The 19,579-nt window shown below is 40.2% G+C and carries 10 protein-coding genes; 1 reads left to right on the top strand and 9 read right to left on the bottom strand.

Annotated elements, in window-relative coordinates; genetic code table 11:
• Positions 1-2: 2 nt before the first annotated feature.
• The 9 genes from OC25_RS18400 to OC25_RS18360 form a co-directional block, all read right to left on the bottom strand.
• Complete coding sequence (locus OC25_RS18400; RefSeq protein ID WP_245222058.1) at positions 3-1,604, bottom strand: polysaccharide lyase; 1,602 nt, start codon at positions 1,602-1,604, stop codon at positions 3-5.
• Between the two features lie 31 nt (positions 1,605-1,635).
• Positions 1,636-3,297 (bottom strand): pectate lyase family protein, encoded by a 1,662-nt coding sequence (locus OC25_RS18395; protein WP_039479076.1) that lies wholly within the window; start codon positions 3,295-3,297, stop codon positions 1,636-1,638.
• Positions 3,298-3,681: 384 nt separating this feature from the next.
• On the bottom strand, positions 3,682-5,511 hold the full coding sequence (locus OC25_RS18390; RefSeq protein ID WP_039479235.1) for a RagB/SusD family nutrient uptake outer membrane protein: 1,830 nt from the start codon (positions 5,509-5,511) through the stop codon (positions 3,682-3,684).
• Between the two features lie 10 nt (positions 5,512-5,521).
• A complete protein-coding gene (locus OC25_RS18385) occupies positions 5,522-8,764 on the bottom strand; it encodes a SusC/RagA family TonB-linked outer membrane protein (RefSeq protein ID WP_082018644.1) in 3,243 nt (1,080 codons plus the stop codon).
• A 756-nt stretch (positions 8,765-9,520) separates the two neighbouring features.
• Positions 9,521-10,507 carry a hypothetical protein gene (locus tag OC25_RS18380; protein WP_156131527.1) on the bottom strand — a complete coding sequence of 329 codons (987 nt, stop codon included), beginning with the start codon at positions 10,505-10,507 and terminating at the stop codon, positions 9,521-9,523.
• A 42-nt stretch (positions 10,508-10,549) separates the two neighbouring features.
• Positions 10,550-12,436: a RagB/SusD family nutrient uptake outer membrane protein gene (locus tag OC25_RS18375; RefSeq protein WP_039479072.1), complete on the bottom strand. Its 1,887-nt coding sequence runs from the start codon at positions 12,434-12,436 to the stop codon at positions 10,550-10,552.
• 10 nt (positions 12,437-12,446) lie between these two features.
• Entirely contained in the window at positions 12,447-15,608 is a 3,162-nt protein-coding gene (locus tag OC25_RS18370) for a SusC/RagA family TonB-linked outer membrane protein (RefSeq protein WP_039479070.1), read from the bottom strand.
• A 494-nt stretch (positions 15,609-16,102) separates the two neighbouring features.
• Positions 16,103-16,771, bottom strand: coding sequence for a DUF3826 domain-containing protein (locus OC25_RS18365; protein WP_039479232.1), 669 nt, complete (start codon positions 16,769-16,771; stop codon positions 16,103-16,105).
• A 13-nt stretch (positions 16,772-16,784) separates the two neighbouring features.
• Positions 16,785-18,422: a fucose isomerase gene (locus OC25_RS18360; RefSeq protein WP_039479069.1), complete on the bottom strand. Its 1,638-nt coding sequence runs from the start codon at positions 18,420-18,422 to the stop codon at positions 16,785-16,787.
• Positions 18,423-18,649: 227 nt separating this feature from the next.
• Between OC25_RS18360 and OC25_RS18355 the strand changes: the two genes are divergently transcribed.
• The gene (locus OC25_RS18355) at positions 18,650-19,519 is read left to right on the top strand and encodes an AraC family transcriptional regulator (RefSeq protein ID WP_039479064.1); all 870 of its coding nucleotides are present in this window, start codon (positions 18,650-18,652) and stop codon (positions 19,517-19,519) included.
• The last annotated feature ends 60 nt before the right edge of the window (positions 19,520-19,579 follow it).

The raw sequence follows: 19,579 nt of genomic DNA, 5'->3' as shown, positions 1-19,579 counted from the left end.
GGCTATGGCCTTACTTTATTTATATCAACCAAACTATTCAAGTACACCTCAATATTGGCATAACCCGAAGCGGTAATTTTTGCAGCATCTTTTCCATCTTTCGGATTGAGGCCGTGTTTACTTTCCCATGCATCCGGAATGCCATCGTTATCGGTATCTGTGTAAGGTTTTCCTTTATATTCCGGGTAACCACCAACCTGTGCAATATCAGAGATAATTCCCTGTTTATAGGAATCGGCTGGTAAACGGCGTTTCACATAACTTTGCTTCGCGGGTAATTTACCATCTTCTACATGCTCAATTTTACCTGTAGCTACCTGTTTAATGATGCGCTGATCTACCGCATCGCGAACAGGTAAGCTTGCACCGGCATTAGCCAGTACATAATCGTAAGCCTTTTTGGTGTCGATGATCGAAATCTTAGCCATTGGCAAGGGCTTATCTACACGCATCGAATCGAGCAGTTTCTGCTTATCGCGTTTACTCTCCGGCTGTACCCCACCATCCCAGTTGTTTTGGGTTACTTTAGGGTTGCCTTCGGTAATATTTCCGGTAATGTAAGCCTTACCAAACTCGTTTGCAAATTTCTTATCCCTACCCGATTCTGGCTTTAAGATACGATAAGAAATCGGTTCGCCGGCCGGTGTAATTGGGCCGGGTTTATAATAGTTGTTAATGAAACTGTAAAACGAGTTGTTATCTCCACCATCGGCACTGCGGTTCCACCAGTTAAAAACTACATTATTGGCAAAACCAAAATCGCCATACATACCCACAGATGGGTTACGACTGATGTTGGAAGCCCAAAGGTTACGCATAAAAGTACTGTTTAAACCGCCAATGGTACTGCCAAAAGCATGGTTGTAAGTATCTAAAGCCTCCGAAAAGATAGAGTTTTGAATGGTTACATTTACAGTAGGCAGTTTTTCTGGTTTCGAACCGTCTTTTTTATCGTAAACATGGCGGTAAATCGACATGTTTTCGTCTAATCCCCAACTGGCCGAAACGTGATCGATCATGATATTGCCTACCGGATTGCCGCCAATGGCATCGTCTCTGCGGGTAACATCGGTTTCACCCCTGCGGAAACGCATGTAACGAATTACTACATCATGGGTATTGATCCAAACCGACTCGCCGGCAATACAAACACCATCACCCGGGGCACTCTGGCCTGCTATGGTAATGTAAGGTGCGCGGATGATTAAAGGGGTTTTTAGTCTGATAATTCCCGAAACGTTAAAGACGATAATTCTGGCGCCGCCTTGTTCGCAGGCCTCACGTAAACTGCCCTTGCCGGTATCGTTTAAGTTGCTTACCACGTAAACTTTACCACCCCGACCGCCAAATGAATAAGCACCACCGCCCTCGGCACCCGGAAAGGCTACGAGTTTAGATTGAGGTAAATCACTTGGTTTAGCTGCCCATGGAATGTAGGGTTTGCCATGTTTGGCATCCGCATCTACAATCGGTTTTACTTTTAGGAATTGAAGTTCTGATCGCTCTTCTATGCTGTTTAAAAGCGAATCGGCTTTCTTTTCCATCGCCACGGGTATAACCGGATACTGGGCAAAGGCTGTATTTGCGATGGCACAAATGGCCATTATGCTGAAAATTGAGCTCCAGGTACGCATATTATTTGGTGCTAGGTGTTACAATTGAAACCGGAACCACACTGTTTAAATAAACTTCAATGTTCGAATAACCGCTTTTGGTAATTTTAGCGGCATCTGAAGCATCTTTAGGGTTTAAGCCATTTTTGATCTCGTAAGCATCAGGCATACCATCATCGTCTGAATCTTTGTAAGGTGTTCCTTTATATTCCGGATAACCACCTACTTGTGAAATTTCGGTAATGATACCTTGTTTGTACGAATCGCCTTTTAGCCTGCGGTGTTCGAACTGGAAGGCTGAAGGTTTGGCATCAGGATGTACTTCAATTTTACCTGTTGCCACCTGCTTAACAACACGTGTATCAACCGGATCACGTTTAGGTAAAGTAGCGCCAGCATTTGCCAATACATAATCTTTGGCTTGCAGCGTTGGGATAATACTGATTTTTGGCATTGGGAAAGGTTTTTGTGCTTTCATTGCCGGGAAATATTTACTTGCGGTTTCGAATGACATTAAGCCACCTTTTTTATCTTCCATCTGCACACCACCAGCCCAGTTATCGCGGGTTACTTTTTCATTCCCTTCGATAATGTTGCCATTTACATAAGCCCTTCCAAATACCACATAAGGCAATTTACTGCGGCCTGATTCTGGTTTTAAAATGCGGTAGCTGATCGGGTCGCCCAATTCGGTAACCGGTCCTGGTTTATAAAAGTTATTGATAATATTGTATTGTGCAGTATAATCGCCACCATCTGTAGAGCGGTTGTTCCAGTTGAAAACCACATTATTGGCGAAGTTGAAAATACCGTTCCAGCCAATTGACGGATTACGCGCACCATTATCAGCCCAAAGGTTACGCATAAAAGCACAGTTTTCGCCGCCTAAAGTACTGCCGAAGGCATGGTTCCAGTAATCTAATGCTTCTGAGAAGATTGAATTCTGGATGGTGATGTTCACAGTGCCCAGCTTTTCTTCTACTTTGCCTGTGCTGTCGTTATACATGTGGCGGTACATCGACATGTTCTCATCTAATCCCCAGCTGGCCGAAACGTGGTCGATCATGATGTTACCTACCGGATTTCCACCAATGGCATCATCTCTGCGGCCAACAAAAGTTTCGCCCCTTCTGAAGCGCATAAAACGTACAATTACATCGTGTGTATTTAGCCATACCGATTCACCGGCTACGCAAACCCCATCGCCAGGTGCCGTTTGGCCAGCAATGGTAATATAAGGTGCACGGATGATTAAAGGTGTTTTTAAGCGGATAATGCCTGCAACATTGAATACCACAATGCGGGCTCCGCCCTGCTCACAGGCATCACGCAAAGAACCCGGACCGCTATCGTTTAAATTCTTAACTACAATCACCCTTCCGCCGTGACCACCAAAACTGTGAGCGCCACCACCTTCAGCTCCCGGAAAGGCCAAAAGTTCTGATTGCGGTAAATCGTTCGGGCGACCTGCCCACGGAATATAAGGTTTACCCATTTTAGCTTCTTTCTCCATAATGGGTTTGGCTTTTTCCCAGGCAATGTCTGATTGACGATAAGCTTCTTTCAACATCGAATCGGATGCTTTTTTTACATCTTCAGGGATTTTGGGATATTGCGCAAATGCATAATTTACCGGGAGCGTTAATGCTGTTGCAAGCAACAGATTTAAAAGGTTCTTTTTCATTTGTGTTTTGCTTGTTTGGGAAGCGAAAGAATTTACGCAAATATTTTTGGTTAGCAGGAATGCCAGAACAAATTTTTTAAAAATTGCGGCTCATTTCTTTGTTTATCCGTTGTTAGTATTTTGGTTAGAAAGTATATTATATTTCAAAATTGCATGCTAATTGGGGTGGTTTACTGTATAATTTTGGCTTTGTTTTGTATGATATTACCAATTGGCGAAAATACCTGTAACAAATCAAATTCAATCTCTCAACCCTGTTACAAGATAGAAATAAAATTCATATATAAATGTAACATTCTTAAATGAAAAAAGGAAACAAATTAATGTTTCCTTTTTCAAACCAATTAAAAAACATGAGCGATGAGCAAACCGCTCAATTCCTTCTTATTTCTGCGGATCGAAACTACCACCCCAGGTATTGTTCTGTAAGAGATTAACATTACTCTGGATAGATGCCGTTGGGATACCGAAAAAGTAAACACCAGCCTGATAATTGATGTTGTATGAATCAAGCGTTTTGGTGGTTACTGTAAAATTAGCTGTGTAAAATGCATCTAAATCTGTATTTGCAGCAGCATCACGCGTGGCTAAAATATAATCGGAGTTTGTGCCGGTATTTTTTAATGTAATGGTTACCCCATTTCGTTTTTTACCGTTTAAAGTCGATTCCAATAATTTTCTTCTCCTTAAATCCCAAAAGCGTTTACCTTCAAAAGCCAGCTCAATCTGTCTTTCTTTCATCACGGCAGTTACCAGCTGATCTTTAGTCATTCCGGCGTTTAAACCGTATAAACCATCGGTTCCTGCTTCAATTCCTGCTCTTTTTCTCAATGCAATCAGATTGGCGTAAGCTTCTTGTCCTTGGCCAATATTACTGATTTCTGCTGCACATTCGGCCAGGTTAAGCAATACTTCTGCGTAACGGATCTCAATCCAGTCGGTTCCTGCATTCGGGAAAGAAGTAAGTGTTAAAGTTGGGTCAATACCTTTTCTTAAATACAATCCAGAGGCCGTAGCGGCACTTTCCGTAGAGGTAAGGCCCGTGGTTTTGGTGAAATAATAGGTCCACAAACGGTAGTTGTTGTTACCTAGTAATGGCCAGTTACAACCATTGTAAGCAATAGTCTGGTCGAATCGAGGATCACGATTTTTATAAAAAGTATTTAAGTTGTAAGCGTATTTGGTTGAAGTACCGGCATCTTTACCATCTTTCATCGGAAAAGCCATAGCCATTTCCCAGGTAGGCAGGTTAGAACCACCAGATGTACCAATATATTTAGGTACAGTAGCATTTGGATAAGTCGAATTGTTTTGACCAATATCGGTTTGACCGGTATTGTATTGTGTGGCGAAAACAGCCTCGGGATTGCGTGGCGTACTGCCACCTGCGCTGCCTTCTGTGGTCCACATCGAATAATCCCATTTGGCATATAAACCAAAACCATTTGCCGTTAAATTGGTAACCGCATCAGCATTAGCCTTGTAGGCTGCCTGCCATCTGGTAATATCGTTGGTAGGATTAAACTCCGGACTTGCCCAATAAAGCAATACCCGGCCTTTGTAAGCCATTGCAGCACCTTTGGTAATGCGGCCATAATCGGCATTGTTGGGCCATTTGTTTGGTAAGTATTTGATACAGGTATCTAAATCCTTTACAATTTGGGCAAAGGTTTCGGATGTGGTGTTTCTGGGTAAAAGTGCAGCTTGTTTGGCTTCATCGCCAACGGCATCCAAAGGGGTTAAAACCAAGGGAACACCACCATATAACTTAACCAATTCGAAATAACGGAAAGCTCTCCAGAAAACGGCCTGTGAAGTAAAACGGTTTTTAACAGCTGGTGCCAGGGTTCCTGCATTAATATCCCTGATAAACATGTTAATGGTACGGATTTTAAAGTAGTTACCTGCCGTATTTATGTTGCCTAAATCGGTAACCGACTCAATGGTAGCGGTACCGCGTGTAAATACATTATCTCCCGATTGCTCATCTGATAGTGCACTTACAGAAGCACTTAAGCCTCCAACATTACCAAACCAACCCGGCTGGTTCTGGCTATATACATAATTAATGCTCAGGGTTGCAGTAGTTGAATCGTTATAAACCTGATCTGCAGTAAAGCTGCCCAGATCTTGTTTCTCCAATACTTTTTTACAATTGGTAAAAAATACGGTGGCACAAAGCGCCAATGATGATAATATGATAAGTTTTTTCATGACCATGTTTTTATAAGCCAACATTTAAACCAAACGCCACTGTGCGCAAAGTTGGATAAGTACCCAATGGGGTTAAGAAATCCCTGTAATTATTTGGAAAGGGATTGATGAACTGTACTGGGTTGGTTGCCTGAACAAATACCCTGATGCTGTTGATACCGATTTTACCAGTTACTTTACTTGGAATACTATAACTTAGGTTAGCATTGGTAATACCCAGTTGCGTAGCTGAAACGAGCCAAAAATCGCTGTCTTCGAGCGCACTTGTAAAATAAGGATTTGGATATGCAGCACCTGTATTGGTTGGGGTCCAGTGATCGGCCCAGTAAGAAGCACGGTTGTTGTAAACGGTTGCACCGGTTCCACTTGCTTTTAACCCGCCTACTGATGTATATCCGCCCCATGATAAACCTGCAATTACATTGAGGTTAATCCCTTCGTAACCGACGCTAAAGTTTAAACCTAAATTGTTGTGGTTATTCTGACGTTTGGTGATAAATTGTTTATCGGCCACTGTAATTAAACCATCGCCGTTTACATCTTCGTAATTGATCATACCCGGCTGCAGGAAGTTATCGAGGATTTTAACTTTATTGATACCACCGGCTGCGTTTGCACGCTGGGCGATAATGGCATCGGCATCTGCCTGAGTTCTGATGATACCCAAAGATTTGTATCCGAAATAACCTGCATCGCTTGATTTTCCGGTTAAATCTTCAATGGTACCTACTTTTCCTGAGGCCAAATCGTATTTGATGATTTTATTGTCATTCCAGGTGTAGAAAGGACTAAAACTATAAGTGAATTTATCGCCAATTTTATCTTTCCAGGTAGCTGAAAATTCGTAACCAAAATTATTGAGCGAACCATAATTTTCGGTTGGTACCGCAGCACCAATCAGGAATGAAACCGACGATTGCAAGGTTGCCAGCATATCGTAGTTGTGGTTCCAGAAATAATCGCCTGATAAGCTTAATTTTCCTTTTAACAGCTGCATATCAAAACCGTAATTGGTTTTTAAAGCATGGTCCCAAACTACTGCGCCATTAGGAATAGCCACGTTGGTTTTAATGGCAATGCTTCTATCGCCTTCATTAAATACTGCACCGCCCGAACTACCTGTACCTAAATTGTAAGAGCTTAAATATTGGTAAGCTTTGGTTGCGTCGGTACCGGTTAAGCCTACATTGGCCCTTAGTTTTAAGAAGTCGATCCATTTAACATTATTTTTAAAGAAGTTCTCCTGCGAGATTACCCATCCTACCGATGCGGCCGGGAAATTACCCCAGTTGTTACCCGGACTAAACTTGGCGCTACCGTCTCTACGATATACCAATTGCAACAGGTATTTATTGTCGTAATCGTAGTTAATTCTTGAAATGAAAGATTGAAAACCATCCTGGCTTATTTGCGAAGATTGTGTAGAGGTTTGGGTACCCACTGTAAATGTTTGGTATGGTAAACCACCCGCTACAACGCCCTCGGTCATGGCTGCAACACCTTCAGAGCTACTTTCTCTTTGCTCTACCAGGGCAAGCGCCGAGATATTGTGTTTTCCAAAACTCCTGTTGTAGTTAAAACCTGCATTTAACTGATAGTTTTCAGCGAAAATTGGGTTCAAACGTACACGGTCGCCATTTTTAATGGTATAAGTACCCAATAAAGCTCCACCCGGAATGTGGCTGTTTAAACCCTGTCCGGCATATTTATAGTAAGTAAAGGTGGTTCCGAATTGTTTAGAGTTGGATGAATTGATGTTTTTATTACCTGTAAAAGTAGCCTGAAGGCCTTTTATCCCCGGGATATCGTAGGTTAACTTACCTAAGAAGTTCATGGTATAACGTTTACCACCGGTAAAGTTATCTGAATTTTGTACCAAAAAGAAGTTTACGTTATCTAAACCACCGGTATTGCTTGAACCAAGAATTACCGGATTTCCATCAATGTAATATTCAGACCAGGGGTTAACGTTTTGTAAGCTGGCCACATCGTTATCTAAACTTTCTGATGTGCTGTTTAGTTTGTAGAAATAACTTTTTGTAGAGTTAACATCGCCGCTGATAGATCCTGATACGGTTAAGCGTTTGGATAATTTAGCTTCAATAGATGCCCTCAAACCATATTTATCAGAATTGATTCCTTTAAAATTGGAGTTCTGTGTTACATAATCGCCCCCAATGAAATAGTTTACCTTATCGGTACCACCACTAATATTAAGCGCATTGCGCAGCAGTGTTGAAGTTTGGAAAGCTTCTTTTAACCAGTTGTGATTGTTATTGGCAAAATACTGCAACTCATCTGGTGTGTACCATTGTGTTTGGCGCGTAAGATCGGCCACCCCGTTAATTACACGATAACCATCGGTATTGATATAATTGGTATTGGGAACACCTGATGCAGTTTGTGCATATACAGATGCATTCAGGTAATCATTAACGTAGTTACCCAAGTCTAATCCCGACATCAGTTCAGGAAGTTTGGTTGCATTGGAAAAGCCTACTGTAGAACTGAAATTGATACGTGGCGTACCAATTCTGCCTCGTTTTGTTCTGACTAAAACCACACCATTTGAGCCTGAAACCCCGAAAATAGCCGCTTCGGCATCTTTCAATACAGAGATACTTTCTACCATGCTTTGATCGAGTTGCTCGAAATCCTGTTGTGTACGCACCACATCATCAATTACATAAATGGGATTTGTACCTTGCTGACTATCTTTTGAAAGCACAGATGGATTTCTAACGGTAATGCTGGCAGTTTGTCCGGGACGTTGTACACCGCCAGAAACAGTTACGCCTGGCATAGTACCGCGTAATACAGCACTTAAACTCAATGCGGGTACATCTTCCACCTTTTTAAGATCGGGCTGTGCGATAGCTGCTGTTAAAGAGGCTTTCTTTTGCGTACCGTAACCCACAATTACAACATCGTCAAGCTCTTTATTATCCGATACCAGTTTAACGGTAATGTTGCTTTGGCTGCCCACGGTAATTTGTTGGCGTACATAGCCAATGTACGAGAAAACCAACACATCGCTGTTTGATTTTATCTGAATGGTAAAAACGCCATCTGAATTGGTGCTCACATTGCTCGGAACCCCTTTTAAACTTACGTTTACGCCGGGTATCCCCTGTCCGTCTGCCTGATCTACCACTTTACCGGTAACCTTACGGTCCTGGGCATAGAGAATGGTGCTTGCAAGAAGCATAAACAGCATGGACAAAGAAATTTTTTGCAAAAATTTTAAGTTCATCTTATTATTTGGTTAGTTTTTAATGCTTACGCGATTTGTTGCCGTGAACGCATCGTGTATTTCTTCTTTTATTTTGCTTGTTAATTGGAGTGCGCTAATCTGAGATAGAGAAAATAAGGTTTGTTTTCTTGTCTAATTTTGATTTTTAACAAAGCAGGAAAAATGGTCTGTTTTTTATTTCAGGTAAAAAGGCCTAAAATAGAATTGATGACTTGGCTCCTGTTTTGTATTGGTCTCAGTATTTATTTTTTTGGTTAGAAAGTATATTAATTCAAATTTGCCGACAGATTATGTTTATTTTAAACAAGATGTTATCTAATTAGTATAAGATATTATCCAACTTTCAATGATATAATAATCTGTATTATGCAATGTTAAATGCTGAGTACAAGTTAAGTATTATATTCATATATAAATACAATATTTAAATAAAAAAGTGTTAAAGTTTTAAAATTTAACATTTGAGCTATTTAAAACGTTGTTTAGACGTTTATTTGGAGACTTTGGTAAAGAAAGAATTACAAAAGTAAAACAGGTATTTTTATAACTATTTTAAGATTCAAGCTTAAATACGGGAGTTTTGGTATAGAAGAGAGGTTGCTAATGGAGAATTATAGCTGCACAAAGGGAATGTTTTGGTCAGATTTTGTATTTAGTGTAGTGTAAAAACAAAAAAAGAGAGCACTCGCTGCTCCCTTTTTCTTCTAACCAAATATATAAAATTGTGGCGGTGTTACCCGCCGGGTGATGCTTTAATTAGCGTTGTACTTTTATGCTCACGTTAATGAAAGGCCGCTTCTGTAAATCAGAAGTAACCGCATTAATATACAGCATACCATACTTGCCTTCAGGAGTAAGGAAAAACACTGCGTTACCTGCTGCCAACCCATTAGCCGGAGCAGCTTGGGTAGTTTCGTTAAAAGTAATTACCCTTGCTTTCGCTAAAGTCTCTATTGAAGAGCCTGAAATTGCTGTTGTCAGAAATGCATTTGCTTGTCCGGTAACTGGCTGGCTAAACTTAGTGGTTCTCTTTGGGCTAAAACCACTAATATCATAAACTGTTAATGGATTAGTAGCTACACTTGGGGAGTATAAATTAACTACCCAGGTTGGTGTTTGTACAGTAGTATTGGAACCAGGTTTTCTATAGATCCCAAAATCTATCTTCGCTGCATTAGCTGCTGCGTTTGTATAACTAAAACCTGTTGCATCAGTAAGTGAGAAAAAGCTTGGTAAACTTTTACCCACAGTATCTGGTAAATAAATATCCCTGTTGGCATAAATCATAAAACTTGGATTTACATCAACAGTTACTTTTTTGTAACCATCGCCAATATATATTCCCTTTTCATTCAAGGCACAAATCCGATAGCTTTGTTTGCCATCACGAAGCGCTGCTGCCGGGAAAGCACTATTAGGAAGTTTTATAATTGATGAAAAATTTCTGCGCTGGGTAGGATCGGTAATTGCAACTGTATAACGAGTTGCTTGCGCTGTACCTGCAGAAACTTCAAATATGTAAGAGTACATATCTTCTTTAGCAGAGTTAATGGTAAAATCAATCCATACCTCTTCTTTGTCGTTAATTACTTTATAATCGGTAACACAACGCGGATCGCTATTGTTGAAAGTTACAGTAACATCTTCGAACATGTTAAATATGTTTGCCGATTCCTTTTTACATGATGCAAAAAGAATCACACACAACCCGATGAGTAACTTATTAATATATCTAGTTTTCATTATTTTAATTTTTAATCAACTGAAACATCTGTTCTTTAAAGACTAATCAAGGGGGTCAAATGTACCTCCGGCCCATCCAATTGTTGGCAAAATTTTATTACCAAAACTTACAAAATCATTATGGAAGGTATAGAAATAGTGAAACTCAGGTACGTTATATGGTAAATAAGTGGTATTAGTAATTACAACGTTCTTAAAATATTTGGTATAAGTAGCCTTATCGTTAATGTTTAAAGTTTCTCTAAAAGCGGTTGTACCTCCGGGAACTGTTGGATCTTCCAATACCTTTTTATCTTTCAGGTCTGCTCCTACAGGAGGGTTCACTAATTGAATTTCCAGTTTAGACATATTCCCTGTTAGCAAGTGCATGGTGCGCGATCTTCTCAAGTCTGAATTACGTTTATTTTCGAAAGCGAATTCAATTTGTCTTTCATTAAGAATTAAGTTGCGTAGTTGAGGGGTACTTCCTGCCAGCGCAAGTCCGTAATCGGCATCGCCTGCTACCACTCCTGCTCTAACGCGAATTTGTCTCACCAAATCTTTTGCACCTGCTATATTTCCGGTTTCATTCAAACAATCGGCATAATTTAACATTACCTCTGCAAACCTAAGTTCAATCCAATCCATACCACTTCCTCCACCTACTGAGCTATTGTAAACAGAAGCACTTGCTGTTAAGGTAGGTGTAGAAAAACGTTTAACATACACCGCATTTCCATTACTCTCACCAACTGCTAAGTTATAATTCCATTGTTTTCTATTTGTATTTCCACTCAAAGGATACACTGATCCGTTTGTAGCAAAAGTTGCTTCAAACCTCGGATCCCTATTTTGCCAGAACATGGTCGCATCATACGGAAAAGCAGTAGAAGTATTTAGTGGTTTTCCATCTTTCATCGGGTAGGCATCCAACATTTTTGTTGTGGGCATAAAATAGGTGTTAGGGCTTCCACCTTCAGATGTTGGTCTAACACGCTGTTCTGTTCCATTACCTCTATTGGGTACCGTATTTGAATAAGTCCTAACGAGAATTGCCTCAGTGTTGTTGGTACCTTCTACCCGAAAAATATCCAGATAATTTGGCATTAATTTTTTCCCTGCCGAAACGCACATATCGTAAGCTTCCTTATTAACGGTTAAAGCATCAGTCCATCTCGATGCCTGATAAGGATGCTTGGCATCATTGGTCGGATTGAATTGAGGACTAGCCCAATAGAACAACACTTTTGCTTTTAAACAAGTGGCAATTAGCTTGGTAATTTTACCTCTTCCGCTATTATCATCTGGTGCAAAACCGTCCAATAAAGCAATTGCGTTGTTCAAATCACTCAATATCGCCGCAAAACATTCTTTGGCAGGCCTTCTACCTTCATCATAAATACTGTCGGCTCCCTGTGGTGTTAGTGGAAGCGGAACACCTCCATAAACTTTAACCAATTCGAAATAGGTAATTGCCCTCAATGCATAGTACTGTCCAAGCAGTTCATTTTTCTTAGGGGTTGCCATCGTACTGTTCGGAAGATTGGCAATAGCATCATTACATCTGGCAATATCCCAGTACTTATTATTGCCAGGATTACCGCCATAGGTATTTCCGGTATATCTCACATCGTTATTTCCCAATACACCCTGTAAGCCAAGGGCAGCTTTTGCATTGGCATCACCATCCGGAAAATAGTTTTCATCGCTGGCATAATGAACACCATAACGATCTGGTGTTAGCTGCAAAGGGAATTGATACATGGCTACATCGTAAACCCTGTTCAGGTGTAGTTGTACAGAACCTTCGTTATCCCAGATGGCCTGATCGATACCTCCGGTATCTGGCAATAAGAAAAATTCATCTTTATTTACACAAGCCGGCAAAAGTGCTGCTAAACTTAAGATAGCTACAGCCTTTTTTATATTGTTTTTTATTTGCTTAAACATTGCTCAAAAATTATAGGTTAACACTTAATCCTAAAGAGATCGTCCTCAACATTGGGTAATCCCACGCACTTGAAGTATATGGATCTTTGTAAGGCAAAGGATTTACAATCGTCCAAAGATTATTTCCTGTTAATAATATGCGGGCACCATTGATTCCTAGTTTGTTTGCAAAAGCAGTAGGTGCTTTATAACTCAACGTCATGGTATTGATACGAATCATGGTTCCGTCAACTGCCCAGAAATCTGAGTTTATTCCTAATGACGGATCATCGAATCTAGGATATTTACCCTCCATTGGATTATCTATTGTCCAACGGTCTTGCCAGATAGTCAGGGTGTTTCTGGTTTTTGATGGAGCTGTTCTGGCTCTGCTGTCATAGAAAATTTTACCACCAAACCTGGCATTGATATTCGTGTTTAAACTGAAGTTTTTATAGCTTAAGTTTAATGAGATACCAGTAGACAAAAATGGATTGGTATTATTATACATCGGAGCCAAATCACTATCAGAAATTACCCCATCAGCATTAGTGTCTTCGTAGTAAAGCCATCCCGGTTGAGGAATTTTATCGTAGATCCTGTAGTTCGGATATTTCGCCATCCAGGCATCAACTTCGCCTTGTGTTCTGAACATACCTAGATTTTTCAATCCATAGTTGCTGGTATTGTACTTGCGTGGATCGGTTCCGAACAATTGTAAGTTAGGAAAGGTATTGTTAATTAAGTTACCCGGTGTGTAAAGTATTCTGTCGGTAACTGAATTACCATAAGAGAAATTCATGCTGGCACTAAGGTTCCAATCTGTTGCAAGTTTTGCTTTATAACCAATAGTAAATTCGGAGCCCCAGTTATAAAGTTGTCTGTAATTTAACACGGGCGCCTGAGTACCGAAATATTGTGGGTATTGATTATTTGCGCCTAGTTCGAAACCATCGTAAGTATAGTTCTGGAATGCCTCAATACTGATATCTAATTTGTTGTTAAACATCGAAGTTTCTAAACCCACGTTAATTGTTCTCTTCTTTTCCCAGGTAATATCAGGGTTAGCCAGGCGCGAACGGTTCAAACTATTTCCATTGGTATTCCCGAATATGTATCCATTGGTTACATCAATCTGGAAACGATCCTGCCATAAACGAACACCAACCCTGTCGTCACCGGTAATACCAACATTTGCTTTTAATTTTAAGAAATTGATAAAACTAAGGGCGTTACTGTTTTTAAAGAACTTTTCCTGACTTACTACCCATCCAATACCGATATTAGGTGATACGCCCCAGCGGTTACCTAAAGCGAAGTTAGATGACGCGTCGATACGGGCAATACCTTCAACCAGGTATTTCTTATCAAAATCATAACTAAAGCGGGCAAAACCTGAACGTTTGGAAACTGCTGTTCGATCTAAATTTGATGCCACCAAAGTGTTGACATCAAAAGCAAAATACTGATCTACCCCCGGAATAAGTTGATTGGTATAACGGACAGCAGAATTTTGTGAATTACCTTCGCTTTGCTCAGCACCGGCTAAAACACTAAAGCTGTGTTTAGCAATGGTTTTATTGTATTGAAGTGTTAAGAAAAACTGGTAGCTGTTATTATCGCTTAATCCAGGTGTAAAGTTTGCACTTGTTGCTGTAGTTGGCTGAAAAGTAGGCGCTGTAGCAGTTGGTAACTGATTGGTAAACAATTCCTGGTTATTACCTCGCTTAACAAAGTTATATAAGGTAAAAGGTGGAACGTATTGCGTGTTTTTTGACGAGCCGCTTGATTGCGAAATCTGGCCCTTAAGTACAAGCCCTTTCAGAAAAGTTGGCTCATAAGTTAATGAAGCATTGATGCGGTATGATTTATTTGAACCATTATTGTAATAACCAGATTCGGAAATAGCTAAAGGATTGATATTGGCAGTGTTTACTCCGTTTACGTTATAGTTCACATATTTTCCATCAATACTAATTGGAACCCATCTTGGAATGGTTATCAGTCTTTCAAAAAAAGGTGCATCATTATCTTGAGCATTATGATGTAGTTCTTTAGTGCCATAATCAACGTTAAAGTTAACATCGGCTTTTAAGCCATTGGCTACTGTTGCCACCACACCACTTCTGAACGAATATTTATTAAATTTCATTCCGGCATAGTTTCCATTTTCACCCTGATAACTTCCTCCGGCAAAAAAGGTAATTTTATCACTGCCACCAGAAATACCTATATTATGTCTCTGTGTGGTAGCTGCCTGCCAAACTTCATCGTACCAGCTTTTATAATCAAGCGTTTTAATGTATTCTAAATCTTCAGGAGCGAAGTATTCTGATGCTGCTGCACCTTGCGAACGGTAAGTATCATTTAGTAATGAGGCATGCTCATAAGCAGATAACATTTTGGGTACCTTAATCGCATCAGAAATACCTAAATAACCGTTGTAGGTTATACTTGGTTTACCAATCCTGCCTTTTTTTGTAGTGACTAAGATAACACCTTTTGCACCGGCGGCCCCATAAATTGCAGCTGAAGCATCCTTTAAAAAGGTTAGGTTCTCTATCATAGAAGCATCGATATTGTCGAAAGCATCTCTGGTTACTGTAATATTATCTACCACGTAAAGCGGCTCGTCAGTAGTACCGGCTGCTGCAGTGGTGGTTGTAGAATTCCTAATGTTTAAAGTAATTGGCGAACCCGGACGTCCGGAAGTTTGACTTACACCAACACCGGCTACTCTATTTCTTAATGCGCCTGCCAAATTCGGAGCTGGAACATCCTGAATTTCAGCACCACTTATAGTTGCTACAGCACCAAGAATTTCTGATTTTTTTTTGGTGGTGTAACCAATTACCACAACAGCATCTTCATCCAAATTTTTGGAATCTTCAACAAAGCTTACCGTAATATTGGTTTTGCCGGCCAGCGGAATCACCTGTCTGGTGTAACCTACATAAGAGAAAACCAATGCATCGGTTGAGGGATCGGCTACCAATGCAAATTCACCTTTATCATTGGTACTTACATTATTGGTTTTGCCGCGTATACCAACGGTAACGCCGGGAACAGGCTGACCGTCTTTCTTATCGACAACCTTACCCGTAATTTGCCGTTGCTGAGCCAACAACGTGGTACTGATCATCGTCAGGAGCAACAAAACCCAGGATAATTTACGTAGAAATTTTAAGTTCATATTAGTTATTTGGTTAGTTTTTAATATTAATTATGTCCATGCGATGGCACGTGCAGGCACGCAACACTTTATGGGTAGTTACAATTTGGGCCAGGCATGATCTGAATATGCTTAGCTAATGTTTAATTAATAATGTTTTCCGGTTAAAGAGGGATGTTTGTTTTTGCTTTTTACAGCCTGCTAGTTAGGCAAAGGTTTTCGATTGCGTTAAAATAGACCTTCCTAATTTGAGTTTTTGTAGAATTGGCTCATAATTCTTGTTGTTTGCGTTAAAAATCTGGTTAGAAATACACCTTAATATGAAGGTGTATCTGTTATTTTAAACTTAAAGCGATAACCTGTTAAACCATTTTACCGGTATCATACTAAGCTCCTCGCTTCAAGTTATTTACTTTATTATTTACTGATACAAGATATAAATAAATTCATATATAAATGAAATATTCTTAAATAAAAAATGGTAAAAAATTTTAGGGCATTACAACCAATAGGAATTAATTGCCCTGAGCCTTTGCTTTGCGCCTTTTTTCCCATTCTATGCCTTCTTTTTTCAGGTCGTAACCAGCAGCAGAAAGGTAATTGTTGATGCGGCCTTTGTACTTGCCGAACCAGGCATGTTTTTTATCCGATGATTCTGCATCCATGGCACGTTCGCGTGCTTCAGTTAACCAAACCAGGATTTGCTTTTTCTGCTCTTCAGTTAAAGTCAGTATTTCTTCCTGGTAAGCTTTATAGGTAAGTGGTAGTACACCGTAAGTCATACCATTTTTTACGCCCTCAACTTGCTCATTGTTTAACTGGTCAGCCAATTTGTTAATGTATTTTTTGTGGAGCTTAGCCAGCGACGCATCTACTGCGCGGTTTTGTTTAGCCAAAGCCGAATCGCGCAATACCTTATTATCTTTGTTTTTCTCTTTGATGTCTTTCGCTTCAAGATCTCTGGCAGTATAAATATCGTTCAGGTTGCTGTACTGATCTCTAATGATATTGGTAACCTTTTCAGCCTTTTTGCTGTCGTTGATACCCAGGGTATTTACAATTTTAGCGGCACGCTCGGTAATGGTTTTGGTATAGGCAGCCTTATCTGCAACGGCATTATTTTGAGCAAAAACTACCGTTGTAACGGAGAACATTAAGAACAGGGCTAAAATTTGTGATTTCATTTCTTTATATTTTTTAATTAGCATTTCTTTTTTTTCCAAGATTTACATCACCACAAAAGTGCACTTTTATGCCCAGTTCGTCCATAGCAGCGGCTTTAATTCTACAGGCTTCATGTGCAGCGGCTTCGTAATTGGTATAAACTACCTGGATATGGTTGGCCTGGTGGCGCGCCATTAACTGATCGCGGCTTACCCCTTTTAAAATGGCCTGCATTATAGGCCACTCGGGCGTGGTTCCCTCCCATCTCCTTTTGGTTTCGGCTTCTGGTAAAGATACCACTTCGCCAACACCTAAATCGCAGTGTAATTCGTTATTCTTTATATATACGCGGCTCCAAACAATAAAACCGGGTTTACTGATGCCTTTTAAAGATCCACCACCCAATCGGAAATACATCGCGGGCTGCCTGTCGCTGCTTGCACCTGCATAACCATTGATGAAATGTGCCGCCGGCGCAGCGCCTGAAATCAGAAAGAGCCAAACAAAGCCATCAATTTCGCCACCTTTATAATGTTCACCCCAACGGATATCATGCAGCGTATTTTCGCCTGTCATGCCGAGCTCATTCCAAAGTTGGTAAGTTAGTAAAGCATCCAAACCGGCGCATTCATCAACTTCGTTAAAATGTGGCAAAGCCTTTTTGACATACAGTTCTTCACCGTTTATGGCATAAACCGGTGGACGGTCTTCGTTATTTAACAGGCCTTCTACCAAATCGCTGGCCACGGTTAAATCTTTTAAACCTTGCTGGTATTGAATACCAATGGTATCGCAACTAAATTCATCAGCAATGCGTAGCGCAGCAATATACATGCGGCATTGTTCAAGCGTTTGTCTTTTGGTTAACTGTGTAGCCTCGTCGGTGCCCCAGTTAAAAGTCATTCCTTTTTGCAATAACCATTCTAAAACCCCTTCAGCTTCTGCATCAGTTACCTGTAACATAGCGGCGTATAAAGCTGACTGGCTAAGTCGCTCTTTAAAGAAACCTGTACGGTGTAGTAGCTCATCAGGAATGATAGCATTGTACATACCCATACATCCTTCATCAAAAACGCCCATAATCACTTTTCGTTCTTTCAGGCTTCTGGCAAAATCGCGACCTTTTTTATCATCACTTAAAGGAATTTTATTTAAGGCAAAACTTTTAACGTGACTTTGATCATAACTAATTTTACCGGTAGAGAGCCATTCCTGCAATCCGTCAATAAAAAAATCGTCAGTAAAATTTTCGCTCCACAGGGTACTGTAAGGAATTTGTGCTTTAGTTAAACAACCGTTGAGATTTAGCATACCTACCAAACCAGGCCACTGCCCACTCCAGTTGGCGACAGTTAATATGGGGCCACGATGTGTGGTTAATCCGGCCAGCACATGATGAGAATACTGCCAAACGCTTTCTGCAACGATTAATGGCTGCTCGGGGTCAATACTCCTGAAGATATCCATACCCATTCTTTGCGAATCGATGAAGCCGTGTTTTTTGTCCGGATCATAAGGATGTGCCCGTTTAACCGTCCAGCCAAATTTCTCAATTGCAGCAGTTAATTTTTGCTCCATTTCGGCTTGCGCGGCCCAGCAACTCTGGTTTGCTGAAAGGCGTAAATCTCCACTGGAAACGATAAGGATTTCGCTTGGTTTATCGGGTCTCATATTTTATTAATGAACATATAATTTATATAAAAATAATATGCTATTTGTTAATTTGGTTATGCCATACGGCCTCTATACAAAAATCTGTAATGAAATACACCATTTTATAATGTTTTTTATCAAATTAATATAGGATATTATCATTTTAGTACCTAAATTAGGCTGTTGCAATTAATGCGCTCACCAACATTGAAAGGCAATCCTAACCAAATGTTTTTATTAAAATCATGAAACCTCATTTTCATAAAGTCCCCATTACCCTGCAAAGTTCTTTTAGTATCCGTCACGATATTAAGCCCGATTTCGGCAATATCTGGCATTACCATCCGGAGCTTGAATTGCACTATGTAATTAAAGGTGAAGGTGTACGGTTTATCGGCGATAACATCAGTAATTTTGTGCCTGATGAAATGGTTTTACTGGGCGAAAACCTGCCGCATACCTGGCGTTGTAAAGATGAGTATTTTCAGGGCAACCCCGATTTAACTACCGAGGCCATGGTGATTCACTTCCTGCCGGATTGTTTGGGGAAATACATGCTCACTTTACCGGAGGCTTACCTGATTCCGAAGTTATTTGAAAAGGCAAAAAGCGGCATGGTGATTAAGGGTAAAGCCAAAGATAAACTGATTGATTTAATGCGTGCTGCTGTTGATGCCACCAACCTGGACCGGATTATTATTCTACTCTCGATTTTAAAAACATTGGCAGAAACAGATGAATATTCGACCATTGTAACAAGCAAAAATACTTTTTATCAGAGCAATGAATCTGAAACGCTACGCATTAATAAAATTTGCAATTATACTTTAAGCAATTATAAAAAGGATATCACTTTAGAAGAAGTGGCTTCGTTAAGCAATTTGAGTGTCACTTCTTTTTGCCGCTACTTTAAGCTGATGACGAAGAAGACGTTCTACGATTTTCTGATCGAAATCAGGGTAAGTCATGCCTGCCGCTTCTTAATCGAAAACAAATTACCTACTGAGATGATCTGCTTTGATTGTGGCTTTAACAATGTTTCAAACTTCTACAGGCATTTTAAAAAGGTTACCGGGATGACTCCGCTGGATTATAAGCGGAAGTATTTGAATTAAGGTTATCTGGAAGCTGGTTGGTGAGGCACCAACCAGTAGATAGCGTCAGACCTCGCAGGT

The sequence above is a fragment of the Pedobacter kyungheensis genome (genome assembly GCF_000812965.1).
GTDB lineage: Bacteria > Bacteroidota > Bacteroidia > Sphingobacteriales > Sphingobacteriaceae > Pedobacter > Pedobacter kyungheensis.
The sequence above is the reverse complement of the archived record's forward strand: the minus strand, read 5'-3'. Positions and strand labels throughout refer to the sequence as shown.